Origin of the sequence: Kordia sp. (assembly GCF_965224175.1) — a bacterium.
GTDB lineage: Bacteria > Bacteroidota > Bacteroidia > Flavobacteriales > Flavobacteriaceae > Kordia.
Window position 1 is genome coordinate 3892198 of the sequence record NZ_OZ245041.1, and the last position, 16305, is coordinate 3908502.

13 protein-coding genes and 1 tRNA gene are annotated in these 16305 nt (G+C 34.6%); 8 read left to right on the forward strand and 6 right to left on the reverse strand.

The genetic code is table 11. The features are described 5' to 3' along the window. Positions 1-19: 19 nt before the first annotated feature. Positions 20-961: a ribose-phosphate pyrophosphokinase gene (locus tag ACOQOS_RS16880; RefSeq protein WP_420571648.1), complete on the reverse strand. Its 942-nt coding sequence runs from the start codon at positions 959-961 to the stop codon at positions 20-22. A 154-nt stretch (positions 962-1115) separates the two neighbouring features. Here ACOQOS_RS16880 and ACOQOS_RS16885 point away from each other — a divergent pair. Then, positions 1116-1197, forward strand: a tRNA-Leu gene (locus ACOQOS_RS16885). A gap of 65 nt (positions 1198-1262) precedes the next feature. Here ACOQOS_RS16885 and ACOQOS_RS16890 read toward each other — a convergent pair. The 5 genes from ACOQOS_RS16890 to ACOQOS_RS16910 all read right to left on the reverse strand — a co-directional run bounded on the left by ACOQOS_RS16890 (position 1263) and on the right by ACOQOS_RS16910 (position 10965). Continuing rightward, positions 1263-1481, reverse strand: a complete 219-nt coding sequence (locus ACOQOS_RS16890; RefSeq protein ID WP_420571649.1) for a hypothetical protein — start codon at positions 1479-1481, stop codon at positions 1263-1265. 230 nt (positions 1482-1711) lie between these two features. Next, entirely contained in the window at positions 1712-2026 is a 315-nt protein-coding gene (locus tag ACOQOS_RS16895) for a hypothetical protein (protein WP_420571650.1), read from the reverse strand. A gap of 7 nt (positions 2027-2033) precedes the next feature. After that, entirely contained in the window at positions 2034-7154 is a 5121-nt protein-coding gene (locus tag ACOQOS_RS16900; RefSeq protein WP_420571651.1) for a DUF6443 domain-containing protein, read from the reverse strand. A gap of 1 nt (position 7155) precedes the next feature. Further along, positions 7156-10515 (reverse strand): hypothetical protein, encoded by a 3360-nt coding sequence (locus tag ACOQOS_RS16905; RefSeq protein ID WP_420571652.1) that lies wholly within the window; start codon positions 10513-10515, stop codon positions 7156-7158. A gap of 45 nt (positions 10516-10560) precedes the next feature. Beyond that, the gene (locus ACOQOS_RS16910) at positions 10561-10965 is read right to left on the reverse strand and encodes a LytTR family transcriptional regulator DNA-binding domain-containing protein (protein ID WP_420571653.1); all 405 of its coding nucleotides are present in this window, start codon (positions 10963-10965) and stop codon (positions 10561-10563) included. A gap of 482 nt (positions 10966-11447) precedes the next feature. Here ACOQOS_RS16910 and ACOQOS_RS16915 point away from each other — a divergent pair, with 482 nt between their 5' ends. The 7 genes from ACOQOS_RS16915 to ACOQOS_RS16945 all read left to right on the forward strand — a co-directional run bounded on the left by ACOQOS_RS16915 (position 11448) and on the right by ACOQOS_RS16945 (position 16283). Next, complete coding sequence (locus ACOQOS_RS16915) at positions 11448-12176, forward strand: hypothetical protein (protein WP_420571654.1); 729 nt, start codon at positions 11448-11450, stop codon at positions 12174-12176. Between the two features lie 95 nt (positions 12177-12271). After that, the gene (locus tag ACOQOS_RS16920) at positions 12272-12631 is read left to right on the forward strand and encodes a fibronectin type III domain-containing protein (protein WP_420571655.1); all 360 of its coding nucleotides are present in this window, start codon (positions 12272-12274) and stop codon (positions 12629-12631) included. Then, positions 12628-13101: a hypothetical protein gene (locus ACOQOS_RS16925; RefSeq protein WP_420571656.1), complete on the forward strand. Its 474-nt coding sequence runs from the start codon at positions 12628-12630 to the stop codon at positions 13099-13101. Before ACOQOS_RS16920 ends, ACOQOS_RS16925 begins: the two co-directional genes overlap by 4 nt. A 3-nt stretch (positions 13102-13104) precedes the next feature. Further along, a complete protein-coding gene (locus tag ACOQOS_RS16930) occupies positions 13105-14379 on the forward strand; it encodes a hypothetical protein (protein ID WP_420571657.1) in 1275 nt (424 codons plus the stop codon). Beyond that, complete coding sequence (locus tag ACOQOS_RS16935) at positions 14367-14684, forward strand: hypothetical protein (protein ID WP_420571658.1); 318 nt, start codon at positions 14367-14369, stop codon at positions 14682-14684. The genes ACOQOS_RS16930 and ACOQOS_RS16935 overlap by 13 nt, the downstream gene beginning before the upstream one ends. Next, positions 14677-15147, forward strand: a complete 471-nt coding sequence (locus ACOQOS_RS16940; RefSeq protein WP_420571659.1) for a hypothetical protein — start codon at positions 14677-14679, stop codon at positions 15145-15147. Before ACOQOS_RS16935 ends, ACOQOS_RS16940 begins: the two co-directional genes overlap by 8 nt. Next, positions 15144-16283, forward strand: a complete 1140-nt coding sequence (locus tag ACOQOS_RS16945) for a type II secretion system F family protein (RefSeq protein WP_420571660.1) — start codon at positions 15144-15146, stop codon at positions 16281-16283. The genes ACOQOS_RS16940 and ACOQOS_RS16945 overlap by 4 nt, the downstream gene beginning before the upstream one ends. The last annotated feature ends 22 nt before the right edge of the window (positions 16284-16305 follow it).

The following is a 16305-nucleotide window of genomic DNA, read 5'->3' on the forward strand; positions in this document are numbered from 1 at the left end:
TGTTTATATTAATAATTAATTACATTAAAAACTTTGAGCTGATAGAGGTGTTGTTTTGAACTCTTTGCATTACATCTGCAAATAGGTTGGCACAACTTACTACTTTTATTTTGCTCGATTCTTTGCGTAAAGGAATAGAATCTGTTACGATTAACTCTTCTAACTTTGAATTTTCTATTCGTTCATACGCTTTTCCTGATAAAATAGGATGTGTACATATGGCACGTACTGATAATGCTCCTCTTTCTATCATTACTTCTGCAGCTTTGGTTAATGTTCCGGCAGTATCTACCATATCATCTACTAAGACTACATTTTTTCCTGTTACATCACCAATTAATTCCATGTGAGAAATTACATTAGCTTTTTTGCGTTGTTTGTAACAGATAACAACGTCGCTTTCTAAAAATTTAGAATACGCATATGCTCTTTTAGATCCTCCCATATCTGGGGAAGCTACTGTTAGCTTATCTAAATTCAGTTTTCTTAAGTAAGGTAAAAACACGGTAGAGGCAAATAAATGATCTACTGGTTTTTCAAAGAAACCTTGAATTTGATCTGCATGTAAATCCATAGTAATGATACGCGTTGCGCCAGCTACTTCTAGCATTTTGGCAATCAATTTTGCGCCTATTGGAACTCTTGGCTTGTCTTTACGATCTTGTCTTGCCCAACCGAAGTAAGGAAGCACAGCTGTAATATGACGAGCAGAAGCTCTTTTGGCAGCGTCTAGCATTAAAAGCATTTGCATTAGATGATCTGAGTTTGGAAACGTAGATCCTATGATAAATACTCTTGCGCCACGAACCGACTCTTCAAATGAAGGTTGGAATTCGCCATCACTATAGGTTGAGAACGTTACTTTCCCTAATTCTGCTCCATATTCTTTTGCAATTTTCCTTGCAAGTTCATCGCTTTGCGTACAGGCAAAAATCTTTGGTACTGGGACAGTATAGGCCATTTAATATTCTGTTTAGTAGTTAGTTAATTGTTGTGTTGTGTTAAATGAGGTGCAAATTTAGAAATTTTATGCAACTCTAAAAGCTTTTATTTCTTTTTTTAAGGGAGAATTAAAATTATTTTCTAAATTTGCACTCCTTTTGAAAGGAATACTAGCTCGAGTGGCGGAATTGGTAGACGCGCTGGATTCAAAATCCAGTTCTTTCGGGAGTGTGGGTTCGATTCCCACCTCGAGTACGGAAAATAGAAAATCCCAACAGTTGTGTTGGGATTTTTTATTTTCACAAGTTAATAATCAGATGTTAGCTTAGGTATTCTTCTAGTGTTATATCATCCAATTCAGGGATAGCTATTTCAAATAACATAGCCTGACTTTTGATCAAATCTAAAGCATCATAATAAGCAAATATCTGTCCTTTGATATGATTATCTTTTTTTGACTCGGTTTTTAATTCTTCTAGTTTTTCTATTAGTATTCTAGCCAAATCAGAAATATAGTCTACATGAGATTCTTCTATCATTATTTTCTACTTTTTTTGCAATTCGTCTAAAATGTTAAGTTGGTCATTTACAATTTTCTGCTGTTTTACGCCACTAGTTTTGTAAATGTAAGAAATGTGAACGTCACTCTCTAATTACGAAAAAAGCAATCATAACTTAATATGATTGCTTTTACGATTCTGTGAGTTTTTTTAATGCTTACTCATATTTGGCACTAGTTACAGACTAGTGCTAGTAGGGGAATGTTCCCTTACGGACAACCAAGTATTTTAATAACTTCATTATTAATTTTATTTATTAAAACTTCTGTTTTTTTCAGGGTGATTTCATCTGTTGAAATTAAACGGTCTTTTTGCCATGTTAAAAAAATAGGTATAAACCATATTAATCTTACTAATTTATAATTTATTAAATTAGAATTAGTCTCTAGAGTGAATTTTTTTAAATCATCAACCAAATTATTTCCTAGATCAAAATCAACATTCCTATTGTTTCTAATTTGGAATAAAAAACCTTTTTCATCCCAACATTTATTAAGTATTTTGATTAGCTCTTGTTCATTCATTTTTATTTCATTTAAGATCAAACGGACTAATAGCGCTAGGAGGTATATAATTTTTAATTAATACTTCTTGAGCATCTTTAGCCATTTTATTGATATAATAATTTTTTACTCCAGGAATCCCTTTAGAAATATTCAAAACCTCAGAAGGTACTTTGTTTAAATCTATTTTAACAACTCCATTTCCACTATTAAATGTATTCAAAGCAGTAAAACTACTTTCTGTTGTAGAAATCCATTGAGAGTCTATTTGCCCTCCTACATGACTTGCCGCATCGTTACCTGCATTTGGTGATCTAGCTGATAATCCATTAGTTAAAAAATCTTTATCTTCCTTAGATAAAGCCCTAAAGACAGAGCGTTCAGGCAAATCATCAGCTTTGTTTTTGACTGTTTTTTCTACAATATCATCTATTGGATTTCCTCTACCTCCAGGCATCATACTCAACAATGTGCCAGATATTACTTTAAATTGAGCCTTTGGATTTCCATCCAAAGCTGCACTAAATGTTTCTCCTCCTCCTAATTTATATAAAGCATCACCAAAATAATTTCCTGTTACATTTTTAGTTGGCCCACTACTTGTTGGGCTATATCTATTCTCTCTAGCATAACCTTCAGGGTCTTGCGCTCTTCCGCTTTGTGGATTATTTCGAGGATGATTAAAATTAATTAACCCAACTCTGACACCTAATTTAAATAACCAATCAGGACAAGTCTCACAATTCCCGTCAGGATCTGTATAGCTAATTGGATTATCTAATCCATACTTATAAGGAGTCCAGTCATAAAACTTTTCAGCCATGTTATCCACAGAAAACCACCTTCCTAATGAAGCATCATAATTTCTAGCTCCATAATCAATCCAATTAAGATCAAGTTCATTTTGTTCTTCTTTTTCTCCTTCATAACCGTACCCATACTGATGGTCTCTCCCTGTAATTTGGCTATTATATCCTTTATGTTTGAGTCCAAAAGGATAATAATGATTCTCTTCCTTGATTTCTGTTTCTACTTTGATAGTTCCGTTTCCATCAATATCTTCATAAGAGAGTCTAATGTTTCCTAGATGATCTTTGTATTGATACGTATATCCAAAACCTGTGATCTTTGTAGGTTTGTTTGGATCAAATTGAGGTTCTATATAACCTTCTTCACTGTTAAAGAACGTAAGTGCTAATGCAGCTTGATTGCTTGCTTTTTTGTAAATATAATTTCCAGCATAATGTGTCTCTTGGACATTTTCTGTGCTTTGGTCATTTACAATTTTCTGCTGTTTTACTCCACTAGCGTCGTAAATGTAAGAAATACTACTCCCATTATCAAACGAAATTTGCGTTGGTAGGTTTAAATGATTGTAAGTGATGCTAGTAATGCCCTTGTTTTTATCTTCAATCATGTTTCCATTGGCATCATAACTGTAATCATCACCAGTGTTGGTTCCGTCTTTAAATCCGTATTCAATCCCTACATGATCGGTTACTTTTTGCAACTGATTTCCATTGTAAGCATATACGAGTTGATCCATCACACCAAAAATAGTTGCTGCCTCGTTTCTGTGTCCGCTACGTTGCAAACGTCTGATGTTTCCGTTTTGATCGTATTCGACTTCATCTAAGTTGTACTTTCCTGTATTGTCTACCGCACTTGTAATTCTATTGAGCGCATCGTAATCATATATATAGTTCTTTAGAGAGCTGTCTTGTCCTTTGCTTCTCCAAAGTGTACTACTGATGTTTCCATTGAATAATTGTTTGGTAGGATCAGCAATATCATTGTAATTCAGTGCAAAACTAAACAGGTCATTTCCTTGATTGTTGACATCATTAATGCCTTTAAGCCATCCTCTTACATTGTAAGTGTAGTCTACCTCTTGCAGTTCTTTTTCCAGATCCACAAGTACTAAGTTCTTAACCGAACTATTTATATGATACATCGCAACGTCTCCTAATAATGGCGCGCCACTATCTACCGAATCAGAGATATGAATCGTTACATTGTTTTGCAAGTAATGTATTTGATCGGCTCTACGTTCTATTTTAAATTCATCACCAGCATTATAACTAGACACATCCCAAATCACACTGTAATTATCGCGAATATGTACATCTCCATTTGAGGTAGTATAGATAGCATATTTGATACTTCCATAACTGTCATTCCCTACGACATCTGAGAGTCCAATCATCATGGTTTTGTTTGCCTGTGGCAGTACATAACTTAAGTATCCATCTGCTGTGATGGTTGTCGTTGTGGTGAGTCCGCCATCCCATGCAGTAGCCGATGTTTTGGTCAGAAGTTCTTTAGACTGACTGATATTGTTTAGATTCTCATAGTTACTCACTTTTTCAAGACGACCACCTACTTGTTTTTGCGTTAGTTGTCCAAGCTCGTCATAATGGTTTCTGGCAATAAGCTCTCTGTTTCCATTATTGATTTGTTTGGTTTGATACAAGAGTCGATTGTTGGTATCATATACATACGCATCATTGGTGACTACAGGATCATTGCTTGCTTGTTTATGTGTTGTGTTTGATTGTAATACTTTCCCTGTAAAATCTAACAAGTTACTTACTGCATCACTTGTCTGCAAGTAATTATTGTTTGAAGTGGTATGAATTGCTCTTCCTTTTTCATCATAGTATGAAGCCGTTGTAATCCAATCATTGGTGTCTAAGATACGTACTTTACTTCCTGTAGGCATTCCTTTTACATTTTGAGTAAAATCCTGTCCCATCACAGAATAGCCAATGTATACATTTTCAATAGCAACTTCTGGATCACAAAAAGAAGCGTCCCCTACAAGTGTTTCAGTATCATTTGCAATTAAAGAATGGAAAGCTTGTCCGTTCTTTTTAAATAAGATTTGATTACCAGAGCGTTCTACTCTAAAGGTATCTCCAATTTCACAATAGGTGACAGGTGAAGATTGAACGGTTCCATCTTTATAGACAAAAACACGCTTATCACTTCCGTATCCTGTGTAGATAGCATAACCAATAGAAGTGTAATGAATATCTTCTGCATCTGCCTCTTTAGAAAGCCCTACCATGATACGTTTATCAGTTTGGGCAATGGTGTATTGAATGTATCCATCTCCTTGAATAGCTCCTTGGGTGTTAAACCCTGCGTTTGTCCATGAAGCAGGCAATCCTGCTGTTTTTTGATGTACAATGCCAGTGGTGGTAATTCCATTATTTCCATAAAAATTATAATTTGCTTCATACGAAGTTCCTACATCCCACAGGTAATTATCGTAGTAATTCACAGAAAGTAACTCTAAACCTGTTGTTGGAAAAGCATTGTTGCTGTAAAAAGCAGTTGCATCTCCAATGGAAGTAGCCGTTGCTGTTTTTGTCTCATAGATGGTAGTACTTGCAGAAACCGTGTTTTGTAAATTCGTTCTAGTAGCTGTACTTGCATACTTTCCTGTATACACGACTCTTCCTAGTCCATCATATTTGGTAAAAAGCCAAAGACCATTAGTTCTTAAGTTTACATCTTGCGTCAGTACAGGGCGATCTAATGTATCATAAATGATATATTCCCAACCTTTGGCAGGAATCTTTTTCTCTATGAGTCTATTTCGATAATCATATCTATATTGATAACAAAATTTATCAAGCACATTACTATCAATACTAGGTTGACTCATCGCCATTGGAGGCAATACAAATTTTAAATTCCCAAAATCATCATATACATAATAGGTATCATGTGACACGCCTAAATCATAGGTGCGTTTTAAAAGTACTTGTCCTGATTTGTTTTTAAATTCTTCAGTCGTATGATCTTTTACATGTGTTTGATCCTCTTTCCAATTCTCATCTTTGGTAATAGTTTTATACAATGTTCCTGTTGGATAATAGCTTCCCGCATACACCAAAGAAGAAGGATTGGATACATCAAAACGTTTTACAGCATCCACTAATGAATCATTAAGCTGATACGTCATTTTGATCGTATGTCCTTTAGCGATTGACCAAGCTTCCCCTGGCGCTGCTTGTTCTGTGACTCTATCGATCTCGTCAAATACTTGCGAACTATACGTAGGTTGTATGGCACCTTCAAGCGTAATTTGATCCAGCATAGTTTGTAAATCCTGTGGAAGATTACTCACACCAGCAAGTATTGTCAACAAACCATTGGCATTGGTTTCACTAGAAATATCGTCTGCGTATTTGTTATGATAAAACTGCTGTTGTTTTCTAATTTCTCCCATGGCTAATCCATTGTTAGAGATGTCTCCCAAAGCTGGTGGCGCAAAGTCTCCACCACGTTGGGCATCAACATAAGGCAAGAAAGAGTTTGCAGTTCGACCATATTCATCATAGGTAATGAGCGTTTTAATATCTCTGTTGTCCTTTGGTGATTGACCAATGGCGATTTGCATTTGTCCACGTCCCATTCCATCAAAATATGTGATTTGTTCAATTTTATCTTTGGATTGAACACTAGAAACATCTTGTAATTGTGTAGGGGTTTGAAACGCTACCGAATGTACATAGTTTCTATTCTGGTTGATTCCTACTTGATTTGTTGTATCAGAACATCCATTATAGGTTCCATAGGTATCAGGACACCAATCGCCTCCATTTTCTACATATCCAGTTGGAATAGCTCCTGAGCAAGAATAGATCACATCATTTAAATCTCCAAAACCATCGCTATCAGTATCATTATAATAAGCTTTAAAAGATTGTAGATTTGGATCAGAATCGTCACAGTCTACCAGTAAATTAGAAGTATTGTTTAGATCAATTAATACAGCATCCAAAGGAATGTTTTCACACCCTTGAATGATGGAGGTAATCGTATAATGTCCATCATTATCAATATCGGCAACTGTTGCCCAATACATATCTGGATTGATCTGTGGATCGGTATCATCACAATCAAAATCATTACAAACTCTATTGTTTTCTACCAATATAGCATGTGAAGGTGGTGTGTATATGTATAGGTTTGGATTTTGCGGGTCAAACGGATAGGCTGGATCTCCATAACCATCACCGTCCCAATCGTAATATTGTATGACATCACAGTCATACTGAAATTGTGCGTGCATGCTTGTTATAAAACCACAAACACATACTAGTAGTACTATATATTTTTTCATTTCTCTTTTCATCTTAGTTGTTTTTGTAGTGATATGTGTTTTGACTCAGTACGTTTCCATCGTGGTCTAAAGTATATTGCATACGTCCCATGGTATCGTATTTGTAATAACTACTTCTTCCTCTTGGATCAGTACTTTGTGTCATCCCGATAAGCGGATCAAAACTATAGGTACTCACCATTGCATTTGGAAGTCCATTTCTAAGTGGCGCTAAAGCATTTTCAAGCGCAGCACCTGTAAGATTCTGAATGGTTGCTTCATCTACTAAAGCAGCTACTTCTGCATAGGTTGCATTTTCAATTTTTGCTACAGGATAATTGTAATTATAACCCCATACATAGGTAATATGTGTGCCGCCTGTTTTAGAAACTTCCCTAGGTTGTCCGTATTTTGTATATCCATGATAAGTAATACGTTCTTCTAGTGTATTATTGGCTATTGCACCTGACATAGAAGCTAATAAATGGTTCGTAGGATTGTTCACAGGATGACTACCTGTAAAATTTCCATAATTCGTAATGGCTGTTTGCATCAAGGTTGTGCCTTTATATTGTTTTGTGTTTAATGGAACAGTAAGCCTATTTGCAGCTAAGAGTGTTGTATTGTTTTCTTCATATGGATAGCGAATAACAGTCTCATAGGTATCTGCTTTACTATCGGTAAACAGTGTTCTAGTGGGATTGTAATGATTCGGTACACTCTCATAGAACGTCTCTGTGACTTGAGTAAGTTCCAAATAACCTTCTTTGGTGATAGTGGTTTGTCTATTGGGAAGTTTTTGTCCTGGCCATATGTTGTAGATGTTTCTAGAGATATCACAAGCACCTGCATTCATACAAGCAATCACTGCCTGTTCACCTGCTAGATCAAATGGAAATAAATGATATTCTCTACTAAGCACAAAGCCTTTGATATTGTCTACATTTGGATCTGCAAAGGTGATATATCCAGTGGTTGAACTGCTTTTTCCAGTGATTTCTTCCAGTACAGGTTGTCCGCCTACCCAATCTTGTGTGTATGGAGCACCAGGAAAAGCGACACTGGTAGAAGCTGGTGTGTAGGTGCGTTTGATTTGTCTGACTTGAGAATTTCCAGCGTTGGCGCTTCCATGTCCTGCATCTGTGGCTAGTTCATGAATGTTTTCAACCACAGTGGTATATCCTGCATAACCTGATTGTGTGGTAAGTAATGGTACCCAACTCTGAGAAACATACTTGCGAACATCTCCCATGCCAATTGAAAAATAGAACGGTTGACTCAAAATGTATCCATCACTGTAATCAAAACTCTTATAACTTGTTAGCTGTGTTAAATCGTAGGTTTTGATTGCTTTGACGCGTAATCCTCCAAAATAATCAAACACTTCTGCATTTGGATTTGGATTTTTTTCAAACCATTTGAATTCAACATCGCTGTAATGATCTGTAAGATTGTAATCATTACCATTGGTAGTGATTTCAATTTTCACCTTATAACTCTCGTCTTTGTCTACCAACACAGAGCCTGATTCCCAAATGGAATAGCTTGCTACAAGTGTTTCTGAGTTGCCGTTTACTTTGTAGAGTTTAAAGAACATATTTTCACACACCTGATCAGCTCCTGTGTAAAGCGCATCTACATTTTCACAACGATTGGAAAAACCAAAGTATTCCATCTGTGTTTTATTGGCATTGCTTGAAGCAGATTTGGCATCACTGGTTACTATAAAATCATTGGACCAAAATACATAGGTAGTACTTCCATTACTATTTTGAGTAATGCTGTGCTGATTGGAAGCTTGTGCAGCTACTTTTATCTTTTTTCCACTGTATGGAGGCAAATCAATATGACGTACATCTCCACGGTTATTCTCGTAATATAATTTAGTCACTCCGCCTTCTGGATACGTAATTTTGTTTAGCATACACGCTACACTATAATCTGGATCGACCTCTCTATTGGCACTTTGTGTATTTCCAACACTCTGAAAAGGAATCAAATTTGTGTTGTTTTTTCCATTGTAATATCCCCAATGATCTTGCGCATATGAGCGTTTATGAGGAAGCATTACATCCGTATTGTATTCAAAGCTGTAACTGTAATTCTCTGAAGGATTGTATCCTCCGTGATGTCCTTCAAAGATCACTTTCTTCAGATATAAACGTTTACTTAAAAAGGAATCATCATTAGTGCCTGTTCCAATGAATTCACTGAAATTAGGCGCAGGACTGGTAAAATAGCCATGATTTAGTTTGATACGTTGTGTAAGTATATTGTCGGTATTGTACACCTCTATCGCAGCAAGTCGTTGCTTACTAGATTGTGTATCCAAACGATTGTTAGTATCACGTACAAAATGTACGGATCCTTTACTGCTGGTAATTTTTGAAAGTAGTGTGTAATGACGCTTAGTAATTGAATAGGTATCAATACGTTTTTTTTCAACATCGCTCAGAGGTCCATTAGAGTTATGAACTACTAATGATTGTGATCCTTGTGTGGTATTGATATCATTAAACGGATATGCAGATGGATACCCATCTAATATGGGATGATCGTACTCTAAAGTAATCACATCTCCATTAGGACTAGTCACACTTACCAAATCCCATGTTTCTATATATGTATTGCCTTCTCCATCTTCAGGAGAAAGTTCTATCTGACCTGCAATACTTTGAAAAGTATCGGCGACATGAAAAATATTTCCAACCTCGAACTCATATTTGATACCGTTTGTATCAATAATAGTCCAACCTGTGATTTTATAATTTGTGTATATCGGCTGAATAACAACATTTTTATTTGGAAATTGAACAATCTCTCCTTTTGGATTGGCAGCATCTCTTTCTTGATTGAACATAAAGCGTCCTGACTGACCAAACATGCTGTAGTTAAAATCATCTGGTTCGTAGTCAAAACGCAAATCGATGGCTTGTTGTCCTGTATAATAGGCGCATGAATGCGGATCATCAGCTACAGAAGGATCCAAGTCACACACCAGTTTGATATGATCAACTGTATATGGATTGGTGATAAAACCATATTCTCCACCATCATCAGGATATCCTTTGACGGTACGACTGATTTGTCCACCTGCCGAGAGGTTCCAACCGAGTCCAACCCAGCTTGATTCTTCTGTGACGCGATGTCCACCCGCGTGATATGATAAATTAATAGGAGCAGCAAGTTCTCGTCCTTGTAGTGTATAAATAGGTACACCTACATTAGGTATCCCATTATAATACGAAACGGGAACTTCACTGTAACGAAGTAAGGAGGCTACTTCGGGAGCCTGTGGAATTACAGCAGGAGTACTGTATTCTGTGGTACTGAATTGTGCATGCACAAAGCCAAAGCTTGCTAGCATGCAGATACATGCAATAAAATGTTTCATAAATTTGTTTTTGTGTAAATGTTTATTTTGTGTTGAGCATATTGTTTATACTGCCATTCTCAGTGGCATTGAGAGTTCTTGATTTTTTATTTGTTTGGTGAGCATTCTATTTTTTCTAAAGCTCATTGGCAGTATGATTTCACCTTTTAAGTGCATCAAACGATATTTTGGTTCGTACAATTTTAAGTGACATAAATTCACTAGGAATGACCTGTGTATGCGAATGAATCCGTCATGAATTAGATGTTCCTCATGATGTCCAATAGATTTACAGCTGATTCGTTTTGTACCATTGCTAAGATGTAGCCATGAATAGTTTTCACAAGCTTCGATGTATACAATTCTTTCTTTGAGTATATATTCACCTTTGTGCTTACTTCCAATTCTGATATAATTGTTGTTATTGAAGATTTCTTTTTTTCTTTTGGATCTATTTTCTACGTGTATCATACCAAGATATTTTTGTGATTAATTCTTCAAAAAATGTGTGGTTGGGGATGGGGTTTGTATTCTAAAGTAAGTCTGTTAGAATGTTGCGCACAAAGATTTTGTGTAAGCGTTGAATCTTGACCAACGAGCGTAGAAAATCATTAAAAAGATAAGATTACACTTGTTAAACTTATGTTAATGAAAATATCGAAGCTTATCTACCAACGTTGGCAAAAGTGTTAAAAAAGGAGTACTTATTAGGTCTATTTTGGTTGTAGCTTCTGTAGTTGCAGTAAGATGTTTTTTTCAAACTATTTTCATAAAAGGAATCGGTGATTTTAGACTTTTAAATAAGCTATTTTCTGGTATATTTTTACCTAAGACTTTCACTTAAAAAGACCTTATTTGTGTGTTTATCTATCAATATAGAGCTAAAAATTACGCTTATACATTATTTTATGGAGTAGAGATATGTTTCTCTATTTTTGAAATAAACTGTGAATATGAGCAAGTATATAATCGTTATTTTTCTTTGTCTTTTAGGCGTAAGTTGTAAAACTGTTTCGGTAAATAAACAACCGCAAATACTTACTGAAACTTCTGTTGAATTAGGTTCAATTGGTTTGCTAAATGGAACTTTGATTGCCCATACTTATGAAAGTATAGCGATACCAACTTTCGAAAAAGAATTGAAGTTAAGTGTCCAGTCCGTTTCTTTTTCAAAACAAACATTTAAAGCTTTTGCAAGAGCTAATGAACGAACACAAAAGGTAGCACTTAATTTTTCTGATTCATTAAAAGTGAAACCAACATATGCGTTATTACAGTTTGTAGATCGTGTTGCAATTACTGATGAGTTAAACAATACAAAGAATACAGGAGTACGATCTTATCTAGAACACAAGAAAGATGCACAAATGGTAACGAGTATTTCTGTAGCATTTTCTGAAAAACAATTGAATCAATTAAAAAAAGCAACGGAAGTTTTTTTAGTACAATCTCCTTCAAAGAAGTTTAGTTTACAACTTACAAATCTAAATGGAGAAAAACAGTTGTTAGATTTTTCTGATGGAGTTGTGTTTACATATCAAACATCTAGTTTTTGTTGGAAAGAAAATAATAGACATAAGTTGGTGATCGCTGATATTGTAAGTGATTCAGAAGGTTGTCCGCCAAATACACATCGAAAGTCAGAAAAGGCAATTCAAAAGAACGATCTCTTTAAATTGTAGTTATAGGATACGTCTTAACAATCTGCCTAACCCAACAGATATTATCACAGGCGAATTTTAACAAGTAGAATAATTAAACATATAAAAATAAACAAATGAAAAAATACGTATATAGTATATTGGTACTTTTGGTAATGACCAGTTGTTCTGATATAATAGAAGTGCAAGATATTACTGACGATACTGTAAATCTTGTTGCACCGCTTGACAATGCAAATCTTAGTATTACAACATTAACACTTTCTTGGGATCCTGTCGAAGACGCAACGCATTATCAGGTACAAATTGCACGTCCTGATTTTGAAAATATTCTACAACTCGAAAGAGATTCAACAGTTACCGACAATTCTGTTTCTGTACAATTAGAAGCAGGAAACTCCTATCAATGGCGTGTACGCGCAGTCAATAGTGATTATGCATCATTGTATTCCACGTATTCATTTACAATAGAATGATGAAAAAAAAAGGAAAGACATATATTCTATTAACAGTTGTCTTAGGAATTTGGGGAACTATAGGCTATCAGATTTATTCGAAATTGAATACAGATGATTCACCTGTAATTATAGCAGATTCGAGTGTAAGTTTTACTCCTAAAAAAACGATTGCAAAAGATACATTCAGTATTGATACAACACATCGTGATCCATTTTTGGGAAAACCTTACCACAGCAAAAAAAGCGCTAGAGTAAAAAGGGTAGCAAGCGTTAAAAAAGACTCAGTAATTTTTCCACAACTGCGTTATAAAGGAGTGATTTCAAAACAAAGAAGCGCTCAAAATATATACATTATAGACGTTGCAGGAACACAACAACTTTTTAGAGTTGGGAAAACAATTACAGATGTCAAACTTATTAAAGGAAATAAAAAATCAGTAACGATATCTTTCAAAGGAAAAAGAAAAACGATTTCTGTTTCAAAGTAAATTATGAAATTTTATAAAGTAAAAGCAGGTTCATTACAATTTGCCATTATGATTTCAGCAATCATTGCGGTACTGCTTTCTGTTTTTATGATATTGATTCATTCGCATTCCATGTTTGCCAAAAAATCAGATATTTTAATAGAGACAATTCAGCAAACTGAAAATACACTTATTAAGAGTTTAGTCGATTTTTCTGTTGAAAGAGATACGATTCTTAATGTAATTGACGAAGAAAAAAACATGACTTCTAAGTTACATTCTGGATATTGGGGCATGTATGGGAAAATGTATGCCGAAATGAGTATGAAAGCAAAAAGGTTTGAAAAAATAGCCTTAGTAAGCGGTTGGCAGTCAGTTGAAAAACGTACGGCTTTGTACTTAAAAGAAACAAATAGACCTCTTGTTGTCGTTGGAAATTCAAAGATAGAAGGGAAAGCCTATCTTCCAAAACAAGGAGTTAGAGCAGGAACAATTTCTGGAACTTCTTTTTATGGAAATAAACTTGTGTACGGAAGCATCTTAAAAAGTAAAGAAGAATTACCAAAGTTCCCAGCAAAATTGAAAGAACAATTGATTTTTCTACAAGGAAAATCACTTCCTGTAAACAATGAAAGCTATATTGATCTAAAGCCAAATAAAACGTATACAAATTCTTTTAGAGAACCAACAAAAACAATATTCTCTAATAGTGAATTGGATTTGTTTCGTGTGAAGTTGGTTGGAAACATTGTTATTCGATCCAATACAAAAATAAAAGTAGCAGCTTCAAGCGTTTTAAAAGACGTTATTTTGATTGCTCCCGAAATAGAGATAGAAGACAATACCAAAGGTGTATTTCAAGCAATTGCCAATCAACAAATTATTGTAGGGAAAAATTGTGAATTGAATTATCCTTCAGCCTTGGTATTACTTGCTGAAGATGATGTTGAACTGACTTCTAATTTGACAAAAAAGAAGAATATTTTTATTGATGAAGATACAACGATCAAAGGAATGGTTTGTTATTTACAAGATAACACTACGGTTCGATTTGAACCACAAGTATTATTAAAAGAGAGCACAAAAATTGAAGGTTTGGTATACTGTGAACAACAACTAGAATTGTTAGGAAGTGTTTATGGAAGCCTCTATACAAGCGGATTTATTACTAAACAATCAGGTTCTGTTTATCAAAATCATATGTATAATGGAGTCATTTCGAGTAGTGAATTAATGGATGAATATGTAGGTTTTCCGTTTGAAAATTTAAATTATAAAGTTGTAAAATGGTTGTATTAAAAAAAATAAAAGCTGCGACATTGATGGAAACTTTGGTTGCCACAGTTTTGATTGTGCTTGTGTTTATGATTTCAACGTTTTTACTGAATTCACTTTTTAATAACACAGTTAGAAATAATACAGATGCGGTTGAAAATCATATGTCTGAATTGATGTACTTATCAAGACATGGTAAAATTTCGATTCCTTATGAAGATGAGTTAGATGATTGGTACATTTCTATTGAAAGAGAGCACACAAAAATACGTGTAGAAGCTTCTCATAAAGAAAGTAGAAAAACAATTTATGTAGAACGCTATGAATAAAGATGTACATAAAATAAAAGCATTTACGTTAAGCGAAATGGTGATTGTAGTATTACTTACGGTTATTGTTGCAGGAATCGCTTTTTCTGTATTGCAATTAGTGCAAAAACATATGTACGCCATCCAAACGAATTTTCAGAATTCAAGCAATATCACTCTTTTAGAGCAATCGTTATATATAGACACGAATAGATCAAACCACATTCAGTATGATGAAAGTGAATCAACACTACACTTTATTTCTGAAATTGATACGGTAAGCTACAAATTTGAAGCAACTCATATTCAGAAAGCTACAGATACATTCAACGTAGCTGTGACTGATAAACTATTTTATTTTAAAGGCGAAACCACCAGATCAAGTAGGGTAGATGCTTTTAAGTTAACGACCGATAAAGAGTTTAAAAGTAAATCCATTTTTATTTTTAAGCGAAATACGGCAAATACGTATATGAATCCATGAGTTTTAAATTGAGTAACATACAACAACAAAAAGGCATTGCAACTAAGGAAAAATCGGAATGGTCTTCCATTTTACAGAAAGAAATTGTGCTATTCGGGAATGGATTTTCAAACAAGTTGAAAGAAGATTTCTATACTGAACTTGGAGTACTTTTAAATGCTGGAGTTTCTTTAAAAGAAGGATTGGAATTGCTGCTTAATTCTCAAAATAAGAAAGCAACAAAAGACATTTTAGAAATTGTTGTGGCCGATTTAATTGAAGGTCAAAGTATGTCTGAAGCGATTCGAACTCACAAAGCATTTACAGAATACGAGTATTATTCGATTAAAATTGGAGAAGAAACAGGAACATTGGCGGCAGTTGTAAAGCAATTAGGTGCTTTTTTTGCGAGAAAAAATCAACAACGTAGAGATGTGGTAAGTGCCTTAACATATCCAATCATCGTTTTTAGTACGGCTTTTTTAGTAGTTTTATTTATGTTGCATTTTGTAGTTCCTATGTTTCAGGATATTTTTAAACAGAATAAAGTGGAATTACCAGGCATTACAAATTTTATCATCAGTGTTTCTGAATTTATGAAATCGTATGGTTTGGTGATTATTTTTGGGATGATTTCCTTATTTGCTTCTCGATTTTTATTTAACAAACAAGAATGGTATCGTCGTTTTAAAGATTCTTTACTTTTGAAGTTGCCATTTTTTGGAAATTTTATTAAAACCGTGTATTTATCACAATTTACACAAGCCATTGCATTACTTTCTGCATCAAAGGTTCCTGTAATTAATAGTATTCAACTCGTAAAAAAAATGATTGCTTTTTACCCGTTGCAGGATGCATTAACGAGTGTAGAAGCTTCTATCTTAAAAGGAGCAACGTTGAGTGAAAGTTTGGCTTCTCATCCTATTTTTAGTGACAAAATGATTGCGCTAGTAAAAGTTGCAGAACAAACCAATCAAACAGAGTTTATTTTTGATCGTCTAAATGTACAATACCACGAACAAGTACAGCGACAGTCTAAAATGATGTCTACCATCATGGAGCCGCTTATTATTGTATTTGTAGGCGTAATGGTTGGAATTATTTTGATAGCAATGTATTTGCCAATGTTCAAATTAGGAACTGTTTTAGGAGGATAATTAAACATAAAAAAGCAATCAC

What these genes read in the sequence shown, in the direction of transcription:
- ACOQOS_RS16880 (WP_420571648.1), bottom strand. Translation starts at nt 961, where the DNA reads ATGGCCTATACTGTCCCAGTACCAAAGATTTTTGCCTGTACGCAAAGC.
- ACOQOS_RS16890 (WP_420571649.1), bottom strand. Translation starts at nt 1,481, where the DNA reads ATGATAGAAGAATCTCATGTAGACTATATTTCTGATTTGGCTAGAATA.
- ACOQOS_RS16895 (WP_420571650.1), bottom strand. Translation starts at nt 2,026, where the DNA reads ATGAATGAACAAGAGCTAATCAAAATACTTAATAAATGTTGGGATGAA.
- ACOQOS_RS16900 (WP_420571651.1), bottom strand. Translation starts at nt 7,154, where the DNA reads ATGAAAAGAGAAATGAAAAAATATATAGTACTACTAGTATGTGTTTGT.
- ACOQOS_RS16905 (WP_420571652.1), bottom strand. Translation starts at nt 10,515, where the DNA reads ATGAAACATTTTATTGCATGTATCTGCATGCTAGCAAGCTTTGGCTTT.
- ACOQOS_RS16910 (WP_420571653.1), bottom strand. Translation starts at nt 10,965, where the DNA reads ATGATACACGTAGAAAATAGATCCAAAAGAAAAAAAGAAATCTTCAAT.
- ACOQOS_RS16915 (WP_420571654.1), top strand. Translation starts at nt 11,448, where the DNA reads ATGAGCAAGTATATAATCGTTATTTTTCTTTGTCTTTTAGGCGTAAGT.
- ACOQOS_RS16920 (WP_420571655.1), top strand. Translation starts at nt 12,272, where the DNA reads ATGAAAAAATACGTATATAGTATATTGGTACTTTTGGTAATGACCAGT.
- ACOQOS_RS16925 (WP_420571656.1), top strand. Translation starts at nt 12,628, where the DNA reads ATGATGAAAAAAAAAGGAAAGACATATATTCTATTAACAGTTGTCTTA.
- ACOQOS_RS16930 (WP_420571657.1), top strand. Translation starts at nt 13,105, where the DNA reads ATGAAATTTTATAAAGTAAAAGCAGGTTCATTACAATTTGCCATTATG.
- ACOQOS_RS16935 (WP_420571658.1), top strand. Translation starts at nt 14,367, where the DNA reads ATGGTTGTATTAAAAAAAATAAAAGCTGCGACATTGATGGAAACTTTG.
- ACOQOS_RS16940 (WP_420571659.1), top strand. Translation starts at nt 14,677, where the DNA reads ATGAATAAAGATGTACATAAAATAAAAGCATTTACGTTAAGCGAAATG.
- ACOQOS_RS16945 (WP_420571660.1), top strand. Translation starts at nt 15,144, where the DNA reads ATGAGTTTTAAATTGAGTAACATACAACAACAAAAAGGCATTGCAACT.